Raw genomic sequence first — 17,565 nt, forward strand, 5'->3', positions numbered from 1 at the left:
TGCTAAATTGGTTAATCAACTTTTACGAGCTGGGCCACTAGGTTAGCTTCTGTTGCCACCTTTCCGGCAACATAAACGGTGCCTTTCATGTCGCAAATACCCCGCCTGATAGGCCCGTTTAATTCCATTTTTAGCACCATCGTATCGCCGGGAACCACTTTTTGTTTGAATTTGCAATTATCGATCTTTAAAAAATAAGTATCATATTTTCCTTCAGGCATAGAGTTAATACAAAGAATGCCACCGGTTTGAGCCAGCGCTTCAATTTGTAAAACGCCGGGCATGACAGGATTATTTGGAAAATGCCCCTGGAAAAACCACTCGTTGAAAGTAACATTTTTAATACCGATGATACGTGTATCTGTCAACTCAATAATTTTATCAACCAACAAAAACGGAAACCGGTGTGGTAATGTTTTTTCTATATAGTCAAGGCCAAACACCGCAGGCTGCGCCGCATCGTAAACAGGCACATCTTTTAAGTGTTTGTTCTTCTTTATATACTGCTTTATTTTTTTGGCAAAAGCTACATTGCTGCTATGACCCGGCCTGTTGGCAATAATATTTGCCTTTAAAGGATAGCCCACCAATGTAAGGTCGCCCACAATATCCAATAGCTTGTGCCTTGCAGGTTCATTGGGAAAACGCAGCTCCAGGTTATTAAGGTAGCCTTCGCTTTTTACTTCAATCCTGTCTTTTTTGAAAACTTTTTGAAGACGTTTTAATTCTGCATCGCCAATTACTTTATCAACAATAACAATAGCATTATTAATATCCCCGCCTTTTATAAGGTTATTATCCAGCAGCATTTCGAGTTCATGCAAAAAACAAAAAGTGCGGCAGGGCGCAATTTCGGCTTTAAAATCATGCATGTTTTTTAAACCGGCATGCTGCGTACCCAATACAGGGCTGTTAAAATCTATTAATGTAGTAATGCGGTAATTGGTGGATGGCAGCGCCGTCATTTCCACCCGTTTATCTTCATCAAAATAGTAAATATTTTCTTCAATGCTGTACCAGGCTTTTGCAGCTTCCTGCTCCAGCACGCCGGCTTCTTCAATATGTTCAATAAAGGGCTGCGAACTGCCATCCATAATGGGTACTTCAGGGCCGTTCAATTCAATCAAAACATTGTCAACACCCATACCGGTAAGCGCAGCCAGCAAATGTTCTATCGTGCTTACTTTGGCTTCGCCAATTTGCAAAGTAGTGCCACGGCTGGTGTCGGTTACAAAATCGCAATCCGCTTTTATAGCTGATGAACCCGGCAAATCTGTGCGCTGAAACTGGATGCCAAAACCCGGGTGGGCAGGATTGAGCTTCATATCAACCAAAACACCCGTATGTAAACCGGTGCCGCTGATGGTAATTGCGTTAGCTAAGGTGTGTTGTTTATCTGGATTAAAATTTACATCCATTCTTAAGTTTTTTATGCTGGATTTTTTCAATACTTATTAATCTGAATATTACCGGCGTGCAAAACTAAGCCTTCTGGTTTTGGTAATAGTTTTAAAAGGATATATGATGCTATAAAATTCAATTTAAAAATTAATTTTTTCCTGCATTAATTGCTGAACGAGTTTTTCTAGTTCAACCAGCCTTTTTTCCATTTGCGGAAGGTTGCGGGTTAATGCCTGGCTGCGTAAAGCGCTTGTGTAATCAAAAGCGGGTGAACCAGTAACCGCAGTATTTTTTTCTTTTATTGATTTTGACACGCCACTTTGTGCATTTATTTTGGCCCCGTCGGCGATTTGGAGATGCCCAACAATACCCACCTGCCCGCCGATCATGGCATTCTTTCCTATTTTGGTGCTGCCGCTAACGCCGGCCTGTGCTGCAATTACCGTATTGCAGCCTATTTCAACATTATGTGCAATTTGTATAAGGTTATCGAGCTTGGTACCTGAATGGATAATGGTGGAACCAACTGTGGCCCGGTCGATTGCTGCATTGCTGCCAATTTCAACGTTGTCTTCTATAACCACATTACCAATTTGCGGTACCTTTTTGTAACTGCCGTCATCCTGCGGGGCAAAACCAAAACCATCGCCGCCGATAACTGTTCCTGCATGTACGGTTACATTTTTTCCTATCTGGCAACCAAAATAAATTTTTACACCGGGATGAAGAATGGTGTTATCATCAATCTTTACATCGTTGCCCACATAAACACCGGGATATAATTTTACATTATTGCCAATAACAGCATTTGCGCCCACATAAGTGAAAGCGCCTACAAAAACGTCATCACCTAATTTGGCCGAATCATCTATGTAACTTGGCTGCTGAATACCGGTTAATTGCGATTTCATTAATTCCTCGTATATCTGCAATAATTTGGCGAAAGCTATATAAGCATCCGGTACGCGGATTAGCGTTGACGTAACCGGCTGTTTTAACTCGTAACTATCGTTTAATAAAACAACAGATGCCTTGGTCTTATACAGGAATTCTTCGTATTTGGGATTGGCAAAAAAAGCAAGCTGGCCTTCGCTGGCTTCTTCTATTTTGCCAAAAGAACTAACTTCGGCATTTCCGTTCCCTTCAACTTTTCCTTCTAAAAACTGGGCAATGCGTTCTGCATTGATCTTCATACATTAAATTTTATTGTTCCTGTATATGGCATCATATAAAAAATATACAGCGTCAAACTAATTGGCAAATGTAAAATTTTTTAACGGGCATAGAAAGTGTTTTGTGGATGAGGGGATCGTCAACCTGGGATATGTCTTTAACATTTCCGTTTTTTGAAAGAATGTTGATTTGTTCATCCTGCAGCCTGTAAGTTGTATTCATAGCCTCGCCCGTAAAAACAAAATACCCGGCTTCGTGTACAGATATATTCATTTTTGCGGCTATTTGTTTTCGTTTCTCTTCAATTTCATTTTCATCAAAAGCCTGCGTTTGAAGCCTGCATTTATAAAGTTTGCGGTTTAATAAATTGCTGCATAAAGTGGAAAGCACTTTATCTGCATGGCTGCTCCATTTTTTTACTGCAAACATCACATCGTAATCATCAATCAGGCAGAATTTTTTAAGCGCTTCATCATCCATTTCATAAAAATCTTCGAAAAAATAATCAAGTGTTGAATTAAGCTTTAAACTATCATCAAAAATTTCCCTTGCACGTTCAATAATTTTTACAATCATTTTTTCTGCGGCCAAAACGGTTTTATGCAGATATACCTGCCAGTACATTTGTCTGCGCGCTACCAAAAATTTTTCTACACTGTAAGTGCCTTTTTCTTCCACCATTAACTGACCATCGTGCACGGCAAGCATTTTTAAAATGCGGTCGTAGCCAATTACGCCTTCGCTTACGCCTGTAAAAAAACTGTCGCGGGTTAAATAATCCATGCGGTCCACATCTAACTGGCCGCTTATTAACTGGTGCAGAAATTGTTTAGGATATTGATTGGTAAAGATGTCAATAGCAGTAGTTAGCCTTCCGTTTAATTCATCATTTAATTTTTGCATAATGCGAAAACCTATCATTTCATGATGAACACCCGGCACGAGAATATGTTCAAGTGCATGCGAGAAAGGGCCATGACCAATGTCGTGCAGCAGTATGGCAGATTTAGCCGCTATTTCTTCTTCATAGCTAATGTCAATTCCCTTTTGCTTCAGTTCGTTTAGGGCAAGGCAGATTAAATGATAGGCGCCCAATGAATGATGCAATCTTGAATGCACAGCGCCCGGGTAAACCATTTGTGCCAGCGCCATTTGATAAATGCGGCGTAAACGCTGATACCAGGGGTGGTTAATGACATCAAAAAGCAAGGTGTCGTCAATGGTTATAAAACCATAAATGGGATCATTAATAATCTTTCTTTTTGATGATGGCATTACTGTTGAGGCTTTGTTAAATCGGCCATTAATAACATTTAGCTATGCAATAACGGAGTTTTAAAAAGATAATTTTACAAACCGCGCTTGTTTACAAAGATTGTAACATTTTGGTTGAAAACCGTAATCAAAAAAATCATAGATCATAAAATATTTATATGGCTGTAGCAACTATACTCTGGGTAGATGATGAAATAGAAAACCTTCAATCGCAAAAATTATTTTTAGAGAATAAAGGGTATGAAGTGCATACAAGAACCAATGGTTTTGATGCGGTTGATTTTGTAAAAGATAATACGCTGGATGTTGTTCTGCTGGATGAAACCATGCCTGGCATAACCGGCCTGGAAACTTTGCAGAAAATAAAAGAGGTGAAAAATATTCCGGTGGTTATGATAACAAAAAATGAGACCGAGAATTTGATGGAAGAAGCCATTGGCAGCCAGATAACGGATTATCTTATAAAACCCGTAAACCCAAACCAGGTTTTGCTTTGCCTTAAAAAGATTATTGATAATAAAAGGTTGGTTGCAGAAAAAACAACGTCAGCTTACCAGCAGCAGTTTCGTAATTTATTCATGGTGCTGAACAGTAACCCGGATTATAATGAGTGGATGGATATTTATAAAAAACTGGTTTACTGGGAGCTTGAAATGGAAAAAAGCAACAGCCCCGAAATGCAGGAAGTTTTTCAAACACAAAAACAGGAAGCCAATACGGAGTTTTTTAAATTCATTAGTAAAAACTATACTAACTGGATTAATGCCAAAGGTGATGATGCCCCTGTTATGAGCCATACTTTATTTAAACAAAAAATTCTGCCGCAGGTAAAAAAAGGTGAAACAACTTTTTTTATATTGATTGACAACCTTCGATTAGACCAGTGGAAAGCTATACAGCCTATTTTTATGGAGAGTTTCCGCATTGTGGAAGAAGATACGTTTTACAGCATTTTACCAACGGCCACTCAATATAGCCGCAACGCAATTTTCTCAGGATTGCTGCCGGTTGATATAGAAAAAAATTTTCCGGGCCAATGGAAAAACGATGATGAAGAAGGCAGCAAGAATTTATGTGAAGAAGAATTTTTTAAAGCGCAGTTAAAGCGTTTAAAAAAGGATGATTTAAAATTCAGTTATACAAAGGTGCTTCATCACAACGATGGCCAGCAACTGGTGAGCAATATTCATAACCTGCTGAATAACGACCTGAATATTATCGTTTACAATTTTGTAGATATGCTTAGCCATGCAAGAACAGAGATGGAAGTTTTGAAAGAGCTGGCCGGCGACGAAACCAGTTATCGCAGTATTACAAAAAGCTGGTTTGAACACAGCCCGCTGCACCAGGCTTTAAAAAAGGTGGCGGATAAAAACATTAATTTAATTCTTGCTACCGATCATGGCAGCGTGCGGGTAAACACGCCCTGCAAGGTTATAGGCGATAAACAAACCACGGCCAATCTTCGTTACAAACACGGCCGTAATTTAAATTATGAAGCGAAAGATGTACTAGCTTTCCGCGATCCGCGCCAGGCGGGACTGCCGGTGCCTAATGTAAATTCATCTTACATTTTTGCAAGGGAGAATGCTTATTTATGTTATCCTAATAATTACAATTATTACGTGAATTATTACCGCAACACTTTTCAGCATGGTGGCGTAAGCATGGAAGAAATGCTGATTCCTTTTGTGAAGATGGTGAGCAAGTAAGGCCTCTCCAAAGGAGAGACTTAGATCGGATCCCTGAAAAATCAGCGGCTAAAGCCCTTTCCTTTGGGAAGGGTTTGGGATGGTCTTATTCATCATCCTCTTCATAATACGCATCTTCATTGCTGTAATAAGCATTGGTCCATTCCTTCACTTTTTCATCGCTCAACAATTCAACTATATCAAATATAGGATCAGTTTTTCGCTTCCATTCCTGCACAATACCTTCAGGATATTTTTCAACATACATACAATGATCGCTCACAACCTTTACCTGCAATAGAATTAATCCATCATTTTCTTTTTCCTGAACCAGGTAAAAACAACCGGGTTCCAATAATGCATAAGAATACATAGCCTGCCCTCAGATTTTAATTACAAAATATTTGTGAACTTAATGGGATAGAGTTTAGAAAGTAAGTATGGGGTAGTAATTAAATCAAACTCACAAGCAAAATTATTGAAATAATATAAAGAACAAATAAAGGTTTTGTTGAAATTAATAAAGAGGTAATAATCAGGAGGTTAGTTTGTCTGTCTCGGTAAAGGCGGGTTGAATGTAATTATGCGTTGGCGGGCGCGTTCTCATGCGTTTGCGATAATTGCCAAACAGGCTTTTTACCTGTATGGAAAGCACGCCAAAAACGCCTTCCTTTAAGATTTTGCCGCTCATTTTGCTCACGCCAATTTTACGGTCAATGAACACAATCGGCACTTCGGTTATTTTGAAACCAAGCTTCCAGGCAGCGAATTTCATTTCAATCTGGAAGGCATAACCAATGAATTTTATTTCGTCAAAATTTATGGTTTCCAGCACTTTTCTTCTGTAACAAACAAAACCCGCCGTAGGGTCTTTTACAGGCATAAAAGTTATCATCCTGGTATATAAGGCGCCGCCTTTTGAGTAGATATGCCGGTCTAAAGGCCAGTTCTCTATCTTTCCCCCGGGAACATAGCGGCTGCCTACGGCCACATCAAAGCCATCTTTTTTGCAGGCTGAATATAAACGCTCAAGGTCAGCGGGGTTATGGGAAAAATCGGCATCCATTTCAAAAATGAATTCATACCGCTTTTTAATTGCCCATTTAAAACCTTCAATATAAGCCGTGCCCAAACCAAGCTTGCCGCTGCGTTTTAAAATAAATAACTGGTTGGGATAAAAGAATTGCAGCTCTTCCACTTTAGCTGCCGTACCGTCCGGCGAATTATCGTCAATCACCAATACATGATAATTAAGCTGTAAGGAAAATATAGCTTTGAGAATAAGCGGAATATTCTCTATTTCGTTATATGTGGGTATAATAACTAATTTTTCCAAAAGGCAAAAAGGCTTAAAAAGACAGTTACCGAAAATACAATATTCTGCCCCAACAATAGAAATAAAAAGCCAAAATTGACTTAATTTATTTTTTCAGAAAAGTGCGGTTAAATATCTCTGTGAGTTTTTGTTTTGTATGAAGCGAAAAGTCTCCTTTCATCATCCAGTCGTAATACTGCGGTTCGGCTTTTAAAACATGGGCAACAGGCTTGCCTTTATGCTTCCCGAAATTGAAGGTTTCAATGCCATCAATCATAATCATCCTGCGGGCAAAATCCACACAATCATCTTCACCAATGCAATTTAAAATTGTTTCTATGCTTAAACCAAGCTGCGGGTAACGCACCACCTGCGCATGCAGAATTTCCAGCGTAGCTTCTGCATCGGCCTCGGCGCTGTGCGCATTTTCCAGCACTTTATTGCAATAAAATTTATAGGCTGCACTTAAAGTGCGTTGCTCCATGCTATGAAATATCTTCTGTACATCCACCAGTTTTCTGCCTTCCATAGAAAATTCAAGGCCTGATCTCAGGAATTCCTCCACCAGCATGGGAATATCAAAGCGGTTGCTGTTATAACCACCCAAATCGCAGCCGGCAAGAAATTGTTTTATTTCATTCGCCACCTGTTTAAAAGTGGGCGCATCCTTAATCATTTCATCGGTAATGCCATGTACATTGCTTGATGCCTGCGGAATAGGTTTCTGCGGGTTTATCAGCTTTCTTTTCTTCTGGATGGTGCCATCAGGCATTAGCTTTACAATAGCAATTTCAATTATCTTATCCGTTGCCAGGTCAATGCCGGTAGTCTCAAGATCGATTATGGCAAGAGGGCGTAAAATCTGCAAACTCATTGGAAAATATTACTGTCGCGAAAGTAGTATTACTTATTAGAACTGGCTGCAATCTGCTTTATTTATTGAGAATATCGGAAAGATTTTAGTATTTATTTTTAAAGCGCCCGGGCACGTTAAACTAATTGTAACAAACATTCACAAATAATTTTAATAAGTTAGCAGAATATTGCTTCAGGCTTTAAATTTTATAAACAATTTTCGCATTCCAATATCCGTTTAAGTAAAATCAAAATTTTGTATGCGTAAACTTTTTTTAATACTGGTAACTGCCTGCTTATGCGCAGCGCTTTTCTCTTCCTGCATTGGAAGCAGAAGCACAAACTGCCCATCGCACGATCCTAATTACTGGACGAGAAGAAGATAAACCCTTTAACACAGCGACCTGCCTATTACAATTCTCTGAACTTCGCTGGTGCCTTCATAAATCTGCGTAATTTTTGCATCGCGCATTAATCTTTCCACGTGGTATTCTTTTACATAGCCATAACCGCCATGTATTTGCACGGCTTCGGTGGCAGCCCACATGGCCGTTTCAGAAGCAAAAACTTTTGCCATGGCTGAGCTCACTCCATAATCTCTGTGATTGTCTTTATCTAAAGCCGCCTTATATAAAAGCAGGCGTGCCGCTTCCACCCGGGTAGCCATATCAGCTAATTTAAACTGAATTGCCTGGTGGTCAATAATCGCTTTGCCAAAAGCCTTTCGCTCCTTCGCGTATTGAACCGATCTTTCAAAAGCGCCGGCGGCAATACCCAGCGCCTGGGCGGCAATGCCAATGCGCCCGCCATTCAACACCTGCATGGCGAATTTAAAACCAAAACCGTCAGGGCCAATGCGGTTCTCTCTAGATACCCTTACATCAGTAAACTGGATAGAATGCGTATCGCTGCCGCGAATGCCCATTTTATTTTCTTTTGGGCCAACCGTTACGCCCGGCCAGCTTTTTTCTACGATGAAAGCATTAATACCTTTGGATTTTTTTGCGCGGTCGGTTTGCGCCATTACCAGGTACACGCTGGCACTTGAGCCGTTGGTAATCCAGTTTTTGGTGCCGTTCAGTAAATAATAATCGCCTTTATCTTCTGCCGTGGTTTGCTGCGAAGTGGCATCGCTGCCGGCTTCGGGCTCGCTTAACAGGAAGGCACCAATATACAGTTCGCCATCTTTTTTTCCCTGCGCCAAAGGCGTAAGGTATTGCTGTTTTTGCTCCTCTGTTCCAAATGCCTCCAGGCCCCAGCAAACAAGGCTGTTGTTCACACTCATGCACACGGAAGTGCTGGCATCTACCTTTGAAATTTCTTCCATGGCAATCACATAGCTCAGCGTATCCAGGCCGGCCCCTCCATATTTTTCATTCACCATCATGCCCATAAAACCAAGATCGGCCAGTTTTAAAACCTGCCCCCTGGGAAACATCATTTTTTCATCCCGTTCTATTACGCCGGGCAAACATTCTGTATTGGCAAAATCGCGGGCAGCCTGCTGAATCATTAAATGCTCTTCGGATAAGTCTAAATTCATGGCAAGAAGTTTTTTGCAGCGCAAAAATAAGCTAACGATTGTAAGTATTTTAACGCGGCGAATAAAGATATTCAATAATTATTTGCCATATGCCTCCAGCATTTGCTTCAAATCCTGCAAGGTGTTTATTTCTGATGCCGGTTTATCTTTCCGCCACCGTTTAATTCTCGGAAAGCGCAGCGCTACGCCGCTTTTATGCCGGTTGCTCGCCGCAATGCCCTCAAAAGCAATCTCAAAAACCAGCTCGGGTTTTACCGTTCGCACGGGGCCAAACTTCTCCAGCGAATTTCTTTTGACAAAAGCGTCCACCTGTGCAAATTCTTTATCGGTTAAGCCTGAATAAGCCTTGGTGAAGGGAACAAGTTTATCATCATCCCGCACGGCAAACGTATAATCGGTGTAGAGTGTGCTGCGGCGGCCGCTGCCTTTCTGGGCATAAATCATCACCGCATCTATGGTGAGCGGGTCAATCTTCCATTTCCACCAATCGCCCACTTTTCTGCCCACCTGGTACAGGGATATTTTGCGCTTCAGCATAATACCTTCGGCATTTATATCGCGGCTCATTGCCCTCGTTGCCGCCAGCTCATCCCAATTGGTAAAATGGATAACCGGCGACAGCCGCAGCACCGGCTCATTCGCTTCCGCCACAATTTTTTCCAGCACCGCCCGCCGTTCTTCCAGTGTTTTGCTGCGGAAATCTTCACCATTAAATTCCAGTAAATCGTAGGCGATGAAACCCACCGGTGATTCCGTTAACTGTTTCCGGGTAACATTCTTTCTTCCAATTCTTGTTTGCAATAAGGCGAAAGGCAACACGGTAAATTCATTGATTGCTGCATTGGCATCCGTTAAAGTAATGATCTCGCCATCCAAAGCCACGCCTTCCGGCAATTTTTGCTGCAGCATGGCATATTCGGGAAATTTCTCCGTCATCAATTCTTCGCCGCGGCTCCAGACAAACAGTTCATTATTTCTTTTGATGATTTCGCCGCGAATGCCATCCCATTTCCATTCCGCCTGCCATTCATGCGGTTCGCCCAAAGTTTCGGGATTTTCTTCCAAAGCATAAGCGAGATAAAAAGGATAAGGTTTGGAAAAATCAGTAATGTTCGCATTCTCACTCAAAAGGTCATCAAAGCCGGTGGTAACAGGGTCCCAGTTGCCGCTGATGCGGTGCGCAATCACCGAAGGGTCCAGCTTTACCGTTTTGGCCAGCGCATTTACCATTTGTTTTTGCGAAATGCCGATGCGGAAATTGCCTGTAAGCAATTTATTAAACACAAAACGCTCATCTTTATGCATGCTGCGCCAGCAACCGGTGATAAAATCTTTTTTTACAGCTTCGCTTTCTTTTTCAAGCGAAATGAGTTTCTCGATATAGAAAGATAAAGAAGATTGGCCGGCTTCTTCGGTGGCTTCGGGCAGGAGCAAAGCAATGGTTTCGGCCATGTCGCCCACGGAACCGTAACATTCGCCAAAGAGCCAGCCGGGAATTTGCGCTATTTCCACACACCATTGCGGCAGTAAGGATGAATTTACCAGCCGCCGCGGCCTGCGGCCACTGAACAGGGCAATCACCCACACTTTATCTTTATCGTCTGCGAGGGAAAAATAGTTGATAAGCGCTTCCTGCTTCTCCAATGTTTTGGTAGAAGCGCCCAATATATTTACAAGGTTTGCAAATGCCTTCATACAGTGTTTTTGTCAACCTTTTTATTAAAAATGTTCCGCGTCCTTTTCCATATTCTCCGCGTTTTACCGGTTTTTTTACGGCGGAAAACCGATTCTTTTCCCCAGAATATTGGAAAAACTCCCCGGAAAACTCAAAATTTCACCCAGAAAACCGGAAAAATTCCCCAGAATATCGATTCATTTCCCCAGAAAACTGGTTATTTCTTCCCTATTTTCAGTCCATTTTTCCCGATTCTTCGGTCAAACCCCCTGCATTCTCCTTCTCTTCCTCTTCTTCGCCGTACTCCGTTTTTACTTCGGCGCTCCAAATGCCCTGTTCGTTTAAATAACGGCTGAAAACGGACTGATAACCGTGCGTTACATACACTTTTTCGGCCTCCGTTGCCTTAATGGCCTGCAAAAGACCGCTCCAGTCGGCGTGATCGCTCAACACAAAGGCGCCATCCACGTTTTTGCGGCGCACATTACCGCGTACCTGCATCCAGCCGCTGCAAACACCGATAGCGTAGGGCGAAAACTTCTTTAACCACGAAGAACCTTCGGCGCCCGGTGGCGCTATTACAATACTTTCTTTCAGTTTTTCCTTTGGCGTTTCGGGCGTTACACGCTCCGCGTTGATTTTTGGGAGCGAAACATTTGCATTTACCAATGCCTGGTGCATATTCCAGGTGGCGCCATGCATATAAATGGTTTCATCAAAATCTTCCAGCGCTTTTAACACGCGCTGCGATTTTCCCAGGCTGTACGCTATGATGATGCTGGTTTTATTCAGGGCTTTATTGGCGAGTATCCAGTTGCGCATGTTTTCAAAAACCGCTTCCTGGTCTTTCCAGCAATAAATAGGCAGCCCAAAAGTGGATTCGGTAATAAAAGCGTGGCATTTTACCGGCTCAAATGCACCGCTGATACCATCGTTGGTCACTTTATAATCGCCGCTGGCCACCCATATTTCATTATTGTATTCAATTCTTATTTGCGATGAGCCGATAATATGCCCGGCGGGATGCAGGGAAACCTTTACACCGTTAATGGTTTTGCTTTCGCTCCATTCCAGCGTTTCATAATGGTTATCGCCGAGGCGTGCCTGCAGCAAAGGTTTGGTGAGCGTATGGCACAAATAATTTTTGCTGCCCCATTTGGCGTGATCGCTGTGGGCATGCGTAATGATGGCATAATCAACCGGCTTCCAGGGATCGATATAAAAATTGCCGGCGCGGCAAAACAGGCCTTTATCGGTGAATTCAATCAGCGGCATAGTGATATGAATGTAAACAAAAATGTTACCGGGAAATGAATAAGGCAGCCGGGTTTTAAAAGTTTCTAAAACTTCTTAGCGGGTTTATTTTTATACTTGCGTATAAATTGATCGTATGCGCAACCTCTATTTTCTCTCTGCTATAGCCCTGCTGGCTGCTGCCTGTAATCAAAACGAAAATAAAACTGCTGAAGCAACTGCGGCTGCCTTTAACCGCGACAGCATGATGCAGAATATAAAAATACTGGCCTCCGATTCTTTTGAAGGGCGCAAGCCTTTTTCGCCCGGCGAAACAAAAACGGTAGCTTTTCTGGAGCATGCTTTTAAACAACTGGGGCTGGAACCGGGCAACGGCAGCAGTTATGTGCAGGATGTGCCGATGGTGGAAATAACGCCTTATGCCGATGCAGTCATGAAGGTGCAATCGCCCAAAGGCAGTTTTGATTTGAAGAAGACAGAAGATTTTGTGGTTTCTACCGAGCGCACCGATTCTGTGATTTCATTTGATAACGACGAACTGGTATTTGCCGGTTATGGCGTGGTGGCGCCGGAATATAACTGGAACGATTATGCCGGTATTGATGTAAAGGGAAAAGTGGTGCTGGTAATGGTGAACGATCCGGGTTTTGGTGTGGATACCACTATTTTTAAGGGAAAAACGATGACATATTACGGCCGCTGGACCTATAAATATGAAGAAGCGGCCAGGCAGGGCGCTAAAGGCATTTTTGTTATTCACAATACAGAAGCGGCGTCTTATCCTTTCAGCGTGGTGCAAAGCTCATGGGGCAGTTCAAATTTATACCTTGACAAAAGGGGGGATAAACAATATCATTGCGCCTTACAGGGATGGGTTTCAGCAGATGCAGCCAAAAAATTGCTGGCGGCTGCGGGTAAAGACAGCTCTTTGCTGGTAAGCGCTAATAAGCAGGGTTTTAAAGCGGTGCCGCTGGGCGAAAAGTTATCGCTGAAAGTAAGAGTAACAGCAACTTATAATACTTCACATAATGTACTTGCCAAACTTACCGGCAGCAAAAGGCCTGATGAATATATTATTTATACAGCGCACTGGGACCATCTGAGTATTGGCCAGCCGGATGCAAAAGGTGATTCCATTTATAACGGCGCCATTGATAATGCCAGCGGCACGGCGGCGCTGATTGAAATGGCAAGGGCATTTACTTCCTTAAAAGAAAAGCCGGAACGCAGTATTTTGTTTTTGGCGGTTACGGCAGAGGAGCAGGGGTTACTGGGGTCTGCATATTATGCGGAACATCCTGTTTATCCCTTAAATAAAACAGTGGCTGATTTAAACATGGATGTGGTGGATGCTTATGATAAGAAAAAAGACATTGTAATTGCCGGGCAGGGACAGAATGAGCTGGAAGATTATGTGGAAGCGGAGGCGAAACAACAGGGCAGGTACCTGGCGCCGGAAGCACACCCTGAAGCGGGGCATTATTTCCGTTCAGACCATTTTAGTTTTGCCAAGGTGGGTGTGCCGGCCATAAGCAGCGGCGGCGGGGTAGATGTAGTTGGCAAGGGAAAAGCATATGGTGAAAAGCTGGAAGATGATTATAATGCTAACCGCTATCATCAGCCTGCGGATGAATTTAATTCAGCCTGGACGTTTGACGGCGGGTTGCAGGATATGCAAATGTTGTTTTCTATAGGCGATAAATTAGCGAATGAAATTACTTTTCCCAAATGGAAAGCGGGTTCTGAGTTTAAGGCGGTGAGGGATGGGATGATGAAACAGTAGGCAGGTTATTTTTTTGCCGGCAAAAACTTAGCGGCTGATTAATATTCTTTCTTAACCCACAGCACATTTCTGGCCTTTAAATAATCTATCACAAAATCGAAGGCAGGTTTGTGTTTGCCCACAAGTTCCGGTGGAAACACGCCTTTTTCGGTAAAAATATTATTTGCAATAAGATTGGCAGATGCTGTGCAGGTGTAACCCGTGGTGCGGCTCATGGATGAAGTTTGGGTGGCAACATCATACCGGTCGAGGAGATTGTATTCAATGGTTTTGGTGGCAGATTTCAGGATTACTTTCATTACCGTTAATTCTTCTTCGGCTTCACCCAGCTTCCATTCTTTAAATAAAATCTTTGAAGTGAATTGCAGTGGTGATATTCCGTTTTCATCAATATTTATTTTCTCTTCATTGAAAAAACCACTTTCTTTTAAAGCAATGATGAGATCAACATGGCCGGGGTAACGCAGGGTTTTCTCTTTCTGGTTTCTTATATGCGGCATGGTAAACAGTAAGGAACGCAGACCATCTGTATTAAAAGTTTCCAGCGTACCAATTTCATCAAACTGCATGTGTTCAAGTTCGGTGAGGGACGGTTTGATGACGATGTTGCCGTTTTCCATTAAACGGGCTGGGCGGGTATATTCTTCAATTACATCCACCGGTGAGAATGGCGCTTTATATTCAAAGGGTTTTTTGCGGATCTTAGGTAATCCGCCCACGTAGATTTCAAAAGCCTCAATGGTTATTTCAACGTCATATCTTCCTATAATATAATTGCTCATGCCCGGCGCCACGCCGCAATCAGTAATTATGGTCACGCTGTTTTCTTTTGCTAAGGCATCGAGTTCCAATGCATTTTCGGGAAAGAAGGAAATATCCGCAACGTTTTTTCCGCATTCAATAACGGCTTTCAATGTTTCAAAACCCATAAAACCCGGAACAGCCGTTACAACGAGGTCAAAAGGTTGCAATAATGTTTTGTAAGAGGCATGATCTTTCAGGTTGGCTTGTATGGTTTTAATGGCTGGATTCTTTTGCTGAACCCGCTGCAGGTTATTTTCATTAACATCGATGGAAGTAACGGAATGCTCTTTGGAAAGATCAAGTGCCATAACACCGCCTACCATACCGGCGCCTAAAACAGCAATATTCATGGGAAAAGTTTTTGCAAATATGAAGCAAAGCGTTATAAATTTCGGCTTTCCAACTTTACAACCCAATTTTGAAATATGGATTTTGATACCTTCTGGCAGCAATTTACAGCAGGCATGCAGGCAACCACCTGGCTTGAATATGTGGCCGTGTTTACGGGGATTGCCAGCGTGTATTATTCAAGGCTGGAAAATATTTGGGTATATCCAACCGGGTTGGTGAATACCATTATTTATATATGGCTGAGTTTGAAAGGGCATTTGTTTGGTGAAGCCAGCGTAAATCTCTATTACACCATTATGAGTATTTATGGCTGGATTTTATGGACGAAAAAAGATGCGCTGCAACATCATGTTGTAAATATCAAATTTTCCAATGGCAAACAATGGATGCAGCAGGTATTGTTTTTCGCAGCTTTTTATTTAGGCATTTTTTTAATTCTTACTTACCTAAAACGATCTTTTGCACCCGGCGCCATTCCCTGAGCCGATGCATTTGCCAGCGCAACTGCCTATACCGGCATGTGGCTGATGGCAAAGAAAAAAGTAGAAAGCTGGTACTGGTGGTTAGCCACCGATTTTGCCTCCATTCCGCTTTACTTCGTAAAGGGTTATGTGTTTACAAGTGTGTATTACCTTATATTATTAATAATAGCTTTTTTTGGTTTGATAGAGTGGATGCGGAGGGCGAATATAGGCAAGCAGGCTACTTTAAATTTTACGGAGTTGAAAGGATAAAATGATTTAATAAAACTAATCACATTAATTTAATGACAAAAGGACTTGTGCTCGGAAAGTTTATGCCTTTGCATGTTGGGCATTTGGCACTAATTGACTTTGCTGTTAAAAATTGTGATCTTTTGTATGTTTTAATTTGTGCTGAACTTACTGAACCCATTAATGGTAACGTTCGGTATAACTGGCTGAACGAATTATTTGTAAATAATAATAAGGTTGAGATAGTGTTATTTTGGTATGATCAAAAAGACTTGCCAAATACATCAGTAAGCTCTTTTGATGCTTCTGAAAAATGGGCTGAAGTGATTAAAGCAAAGTTTCCCGGCCTGAATAAAATATTTTCATCAGAAAAGTATGGCGGTTATCTCGCATCAATTTTAAACATTCGGCATATTTGTTTTGATAGAAAAAGGTTGCTGAACAATATTTCTTCAACAGCAATAAGAAATAACCCTTTTAATTGCCGGCTCTATATTCCTTCTATCGTTAAACCTTTTTTTGTAAAAAAGATTGCTTTGGTTGGGTCTGAATCAACCGGCAAATCCACATTGGCAAAACGGTTAGCAGAACACTTCAATACATTGTATGTTCCGGAAATGGCCCGCGATATAATTGAGCAAACCGGATCTTGTTCATACGATCACCTTATGGAAATAGCTGTCTTGCACGCAAAAACCATTTTACAAAAACAACAAAATGCGAATAAAATTCTTATAAGCGATACCGAGTTGCTTATTACAAAGTCGTATTCTCTTTTCTTATTTGAGAAAGAGTTGATTGTTGAAGATTGGATAGAAAAAGCTAATCAATTTGATCTTTATATTTTTTTGGATAATGATTGCCCTTTTTTACAAGACGGAACAAGATTGAATGAGCATAATCGAAATGAATTAAGCAACCATCACAAAGCATTCATAGAAAGCAAAAACGTAAAAGTTGTTTATATCGGAGGAGACTGGGAGAGCCGGTTTATCTCTGCTATTGAGAAAATAAACGAGCAGTTTTTCAATCATGATTAAAAAAATTGTAACCATAGGCCCGGAGAGCACCGGCAAAAGCACGCTGGCCAGGCAGCTCGCCGAACATTTTAATACAATCTGGTGCCCCGAGTATGCAAGAGAATACCTGCATCAGAATGGCGTAAAGTATGATTATGATGACCTGATGAAAATTACGCAGGGCCAGTTGGCTATGGAAGATTATTGTACAGAAAAGCTGCAAGACGCAAGCCCGCAGCTCCCGGCTGACAGCTCACAGCTTCTTTTTATCGATACCAATATGTACGTAGTGAAAGTGTGGTATGAATATGTATTTGGTAAATGCGAATACCTGGTACTGGATGAAATTGCTAGGCGCAGCTACGATCTCTATCTTCTGTGCAATATAGATTTACCCTGGACTGCAGATGAAATGCGGGAATACCCCGATGAAAAACCACGCGTGGAATTATACCATATATATAAAGACCTGCTCCTAAACCAAAATACGCCATGGATTGAGATAAGCGGCAACTATGAGCAACGTTTACAAGCGGCACTAAAAAGCATTAATAAATTCCTGTAAACTGGAAATCAAATCAATAAAGCGGAGATTTCTATTTTTTAAAAACTTAGAGAACTTTTTAAATTTTTTATGAAAGGTTAGATAAGTTTATAAAAATTCGTTTATTTTGGCCTCTGAACAACTAAGCTTATTGGTTAAACGAGCTGCT

The 17,565-nt window shown here is 41.6% G+C and carries 15 protein-coding genes and 1 pseudogene; 6 read left to right on the forward strand and 10 right to left on the reverse strand.

Going from position 1 to position 17,565, the window contains the following annotated elements; translation table 11 throughout:
- Positions 1-11: 11 nt before the first annotated feature.
- The 3 genes from ACTHN6_RS21605 to ACTHN6_RS21615 all read right to left on the reverse strand — a co-directional run bounded on the left by ACTHN6_RS21605 (position 12) and on the right by ACTHN6_RS21615 (position 3,849).
- Positions 12-1,418, reverse strand: a complete 1,407-nt coding sequence (locus tag ACTHN6_RS21605) for a bifunctional UDP-3-O-[3-hydroxymyristoyl] N-acetylglucosamine deacetylase/3-hydroxyacyl-ACP dehydratase (RefSeq protein WP_440437864.1) — start codon at positions 1,416-1,418, stop codon at positions 12-14.
- Positions 1,419-1,541: 123 nt separating this feature from the next.
- Positions 1,542-2,594: a UDP-3-O-(3-hydroxymyristoyl)glucosamine N-acyltransferase gene (gene lpxD / locus ACTHN6_RS21610; RefSeq protein WP_440437865.1), complete on the reverse strand. Its 1,053-nt coding sequence runs from the start codon at positions 2,592-2,594 to the stop codon at positions 1,542-1,544.
- 52 nt (positions 2,595-2,646) lie between these two features.
- Positions 2,647-3,849 carry an HD domain-containing protein gene (locus ACTHN6_RS21615; protein WP_440437866.1) on the reverse strand — a complete coding sequence of 401 codons (1,203 nt, stop codon included), beginning with the start codon at positions 3,847-3,849 and terminating at the stop codon, positions 2,647-2,649.
- A gap of 158 nt (positions 3,850-4,007) precedes the next feature.
- Between ACTHN6_RS21615 and ACTHN6_RS21620 the strand changes: the two genes are divergently transcribed.
- Positions 4,008-5,561 carry a response regulator gene (locus tag ACTHN6_RS21620; RefSeq protein ID WP_440437867.1) on the forward strand — a complete coding sequence of 518 codons (1,554 nt, stop codon included), beginning with the start codon at positions 4,008-4,010 and terminating at the stop codon, positions 5,559-5,561.
- Positions 5,562-5,646: 85 nt separating this feature from the next.
- On the opposite strand, the gene ACTHN6_RS21625 is transcribed toward ACTHN6_RS21620, so the two are convergent.
- From ACTHN6_RS21625 to ACTHN6_RS21635, 3 genes are all read right to left on the reverse strand, one after another.
- Positions 5,647-5,913, reverse strand: a complete 267-nt coding sequence (locus tag ACTHN6_RS21625; RefSeq protein WP_440437868.1) for a hypothetical protein — start codon at positions 5,911-5,913, stop codon at positions 5,647-5,649.
- 162 nt (positions 5,914-6,075) lie between these two features.
- A complete protein-coding gene (locus ACTHN6_RS21630; RefSeq protein ID WP_440437869.1) occupies positions 6,076-6,876 on the reverse strand; it encodes a polyprenol monophosphomannose synthase in 801 nt (266 codons plus the stop codon).
- A gap of 85 nt (positions 6,877-6,961) precedes the next feature.
- Positions 6,962-7,729, reverse strand: a complete 768-nt coding sequence (locus ACTHN6_RS21635) for an exonuclease domain-containing protein (RefSeq protein ID WP_440437870.1) — start codon at positions 7,727-7,729, stop codon at positions 6,962-6,964.
- Between the two features lie 241 nt (positions 7,730-7,970).
- Between ACTHN6_RS21635 and ACTHN6_RS21640 the strand changes: the two genes are divergently transcribed.
- Entirely contained in the window at positions 7,971-8,096 is a 126-nt protein-coding gene (locus tag ACTHN6_RS21640; protein WP_440437871.1) for a hypothetical protein, read from the forward strand.
- A 5-nt stretch (positions 8,097-8,101) separates the two neighbouring features.
- On the opposite strand, the gene ACTHN6_RS21645 is transcribed toward ACTHN6_RS21640, so the two are convergent.
- The 3 genes from ACTHN6_RS21645 to ACTHN6_RS21655 form a co-directional block, all read right to left on the reverse strand.
- Positions 8,102-9,253 carry an acyl-CoA dehydrogenase gene (locus ACTHN6_RS21645; protein WP_440437872.1) on the reverse strand — a complete coding sequence of 384 codons (1,152 nt, stop codon included), beginning with the start codon at positions 9,251-9,253 and terminating at the stop codon, positions 8,102-8,104.
- A gap of 78 nt (positions 9,254-9,331) precedes the next feature.
- Positions 9,332-10,948, reverse strand: a complete 1,617-nt coding sequence (locus ACTHN6_RS21650; RefSeq protein ID WP_440437873.1) for an ATP-dependent DNA ligase — start codon at positions 10,946-10,948, stop codon at positions 9,332-9,334.
- Positions 10,949-11,162: 214 nt separating this feature from the next.
- Positions 11,163-12,203, reverse strand: a complete 1,041-nt coding sequence (locus tag ACTHN6_RS21655) for a ligase-associated DNA damage response exonuclease (RefSeq protein ID WP_440437874.1) — start codon at positions 12,201-12,203, stop codon at positions 11,163-11,165.
- A 115-nt stretch (positions 12,204-12,318) separates the two neighbouring features.
- Here ACTHN6_RS21655 and ACTHN6_RS21660 point away from each other — a divergent pair, with 115 nt between their 5' ends.
- Positions 12,319-13,965, forward strand: a complete 1,647-nt coding sequence (locus ACTHN6_RS21660) for a M28 family metallopeptidase (protein ID WP_440437875.1) — start codon at positions 12,319-12,321, stop codon at positions 13,963-13,965.
- 38 nt (positions 13,966-14,003) lie between these two features.
- Here ACTHN6_RS21660 and ACTHN6_RS21665 read toward each other — a convergent pair whose 3' ends face one another.
- Positions 14,004-15,119 (reverse strand): saccharopine dehydrogenase family protein, encoded by a 1,116-nt coding sequence (locus ACTHN6_RS21665; RefSeq protein WP_440437876.1) that lies wholly within the window; start codon positions 15,117-15,119, stop codon positions 14,004-14,006.
- Positions 15,120-15,233: 114 nt separating this feature from the next.
- Between ACTHN6_RS21665 and pnuC the strand changes: the two are divergent.
- From pnuC to ACTHN6_RS21680, 3 genes and pseudogenes are all read left to right on the forward strand, one after another.
- Positions 15,234-15,854 (forward strand): annotated as a pseudogene (gene pnuC, locus ACTHN6_RS21670) (nicotinamide riboside transporter PnuC).
- 32 nt (positions 15,855-15,886) lie between these two features.
- Positions 15,887-16,873 (forward strand): AAA family ATPase, encoded by a 987-nt coding sequence (locus ACTHN6_RS21675; protein WP_440437877.1) that lies wholly within the window; start codon positions 15,887-15,889, stop codon positions 16,871-16,873.
- On the forward strand, positions 16,866-17,417 hold the full coding sequence (locus ACTHN6_RS21680) for an AAA family ATPase (protein WP_440437878.1): 552 nt from the start codon (positions 16,866-16,868) through the stop codon (positions 17,415-17,417). The genes ACTHN6_RS21675 and ACTHN6_RS21680 overlap by 8 nt, the downstream gene beginning before the upstream one ends.
- Positions 17,418-17,565: the final 148 nt, after the last annotated feature.

Origin of the sequence: Parafilimonas sp. (assembly GCF_051953455.1) — a bacterium.
Taxonomy (GTDB): Bacteria; Bacteroidota; Bacteroidia; order Chitinophagales; family Chitinophagaceae; genus Parafilimonas.

What these genes read in the sequence shown, in the direction of transcription:
- ACTHN6_RS21650 (WP_440437873.1), bottom strand. Translation starts at nt 10,948, where the DNA reads ATGAAGGCATTTGCAAACCTTGTAAATATATTGGGCGCTTCTACCAAA.
- ACTHN6_RS21655 (WP_440437874.1), bottom strand. Translation starts at nt 12,203, where the DNA reads ATGCCGCTGATTGAATTCACCGATAAAGGCCTGTTTTGCCGCGCCGGC.
- ACTHN6_RS21640 (WP_440437871.1), top strand. Translation starts at nt 7,971, where the DNA reads ATGCGTAAACTTTTTTTAATACTGGTAACTGCCTGCTTATGCGCAGCG.
- ACTHN6_RS21645 (WP_440437872.1), bottom strand. Translation starts at nt 9,253, where the DNA reads ATGAATTTAGACTTATCCGAAGAGCATTTAATGATTCAGCAGGCTGCC.
- ACTHN6_RS21615 (WP_440437866.1), bottom strand. Translation starts at nt 3,849, where the DNA reads ATGCCATCATCAAAAAGAAAGATTATTAATGATCCCATTTATGGTTTT.
- ACTHN6_RS21665 (WP_440437876.1), bottom strand. Translation starts at nt 15,119, where the DNA reads ATGAATATTGCTGTTTTAGGCGCCGGTATGGTAGGCGGTGTTATGGCA.
- lpxD (WP_440437865.1), bottom strand. Translation starts at nt 2,594, where the DNA reads ATGAAGATCAATGCAGAACGCATTGCCCAGTTTTTAGAAGGAAAAGTT.
- ACTHN6_RS21620 (WP_440437867.1), top strand. Translation starts at nt 4,008, where the DNA reads ATGGCTGTAGCAACTATACTCTGGGTAGATGATGAAATAGAAAACCTT.
- ACTHN6_RS21635 (WP_440437870.1), bottom strand. Translation starts at nt 7,729, where the DNA reads ATGAGTTTGCAGATTTTACGCCCTCTTGCCATAATCGATCTTGAGACT.
- ACTHN6_RS21625 (WP_440437868.1), bottom strand. Translation starts at nt 5,913, where the DNA reads ATGTATTCTTATGCATTATTGGAACCCGGTTGTTTTTACCTGGTTCAG.
- ACTHN6_RS21605 (WP_440437864.1), bottom strand. Translation starts at nt 1,418, where the DNA reads ATGGATGTAAATTTTAATCCAGATAAACAACACACCTTAGCTAACGCA.
- ACTHN6_RS21675 (WP_440437877.1), top strand. Translation starts at nt 15,887, where the DNA reads ATGACAAAAGGACTTGTGCTCGGAAAGTTTATGCCTTTGCATGTTGGG.
- ACTHN6_RS21660 (WP_440437875.1), top strand. Translation starts at nt 12,319, where the DNA reads ATGCGCAACCTCTATTTTCTCTCTGCTATAGCCCTGCTGGCTGCTGCC.
- ACTHN6_RS21680 (WP_440437878.1), top strand. Translation starts at nt 16,866, where the DNA reads ATGATTAAAAAAATTGTAACCATAGGCCCGGAGAGCACCGGCAAAAGC.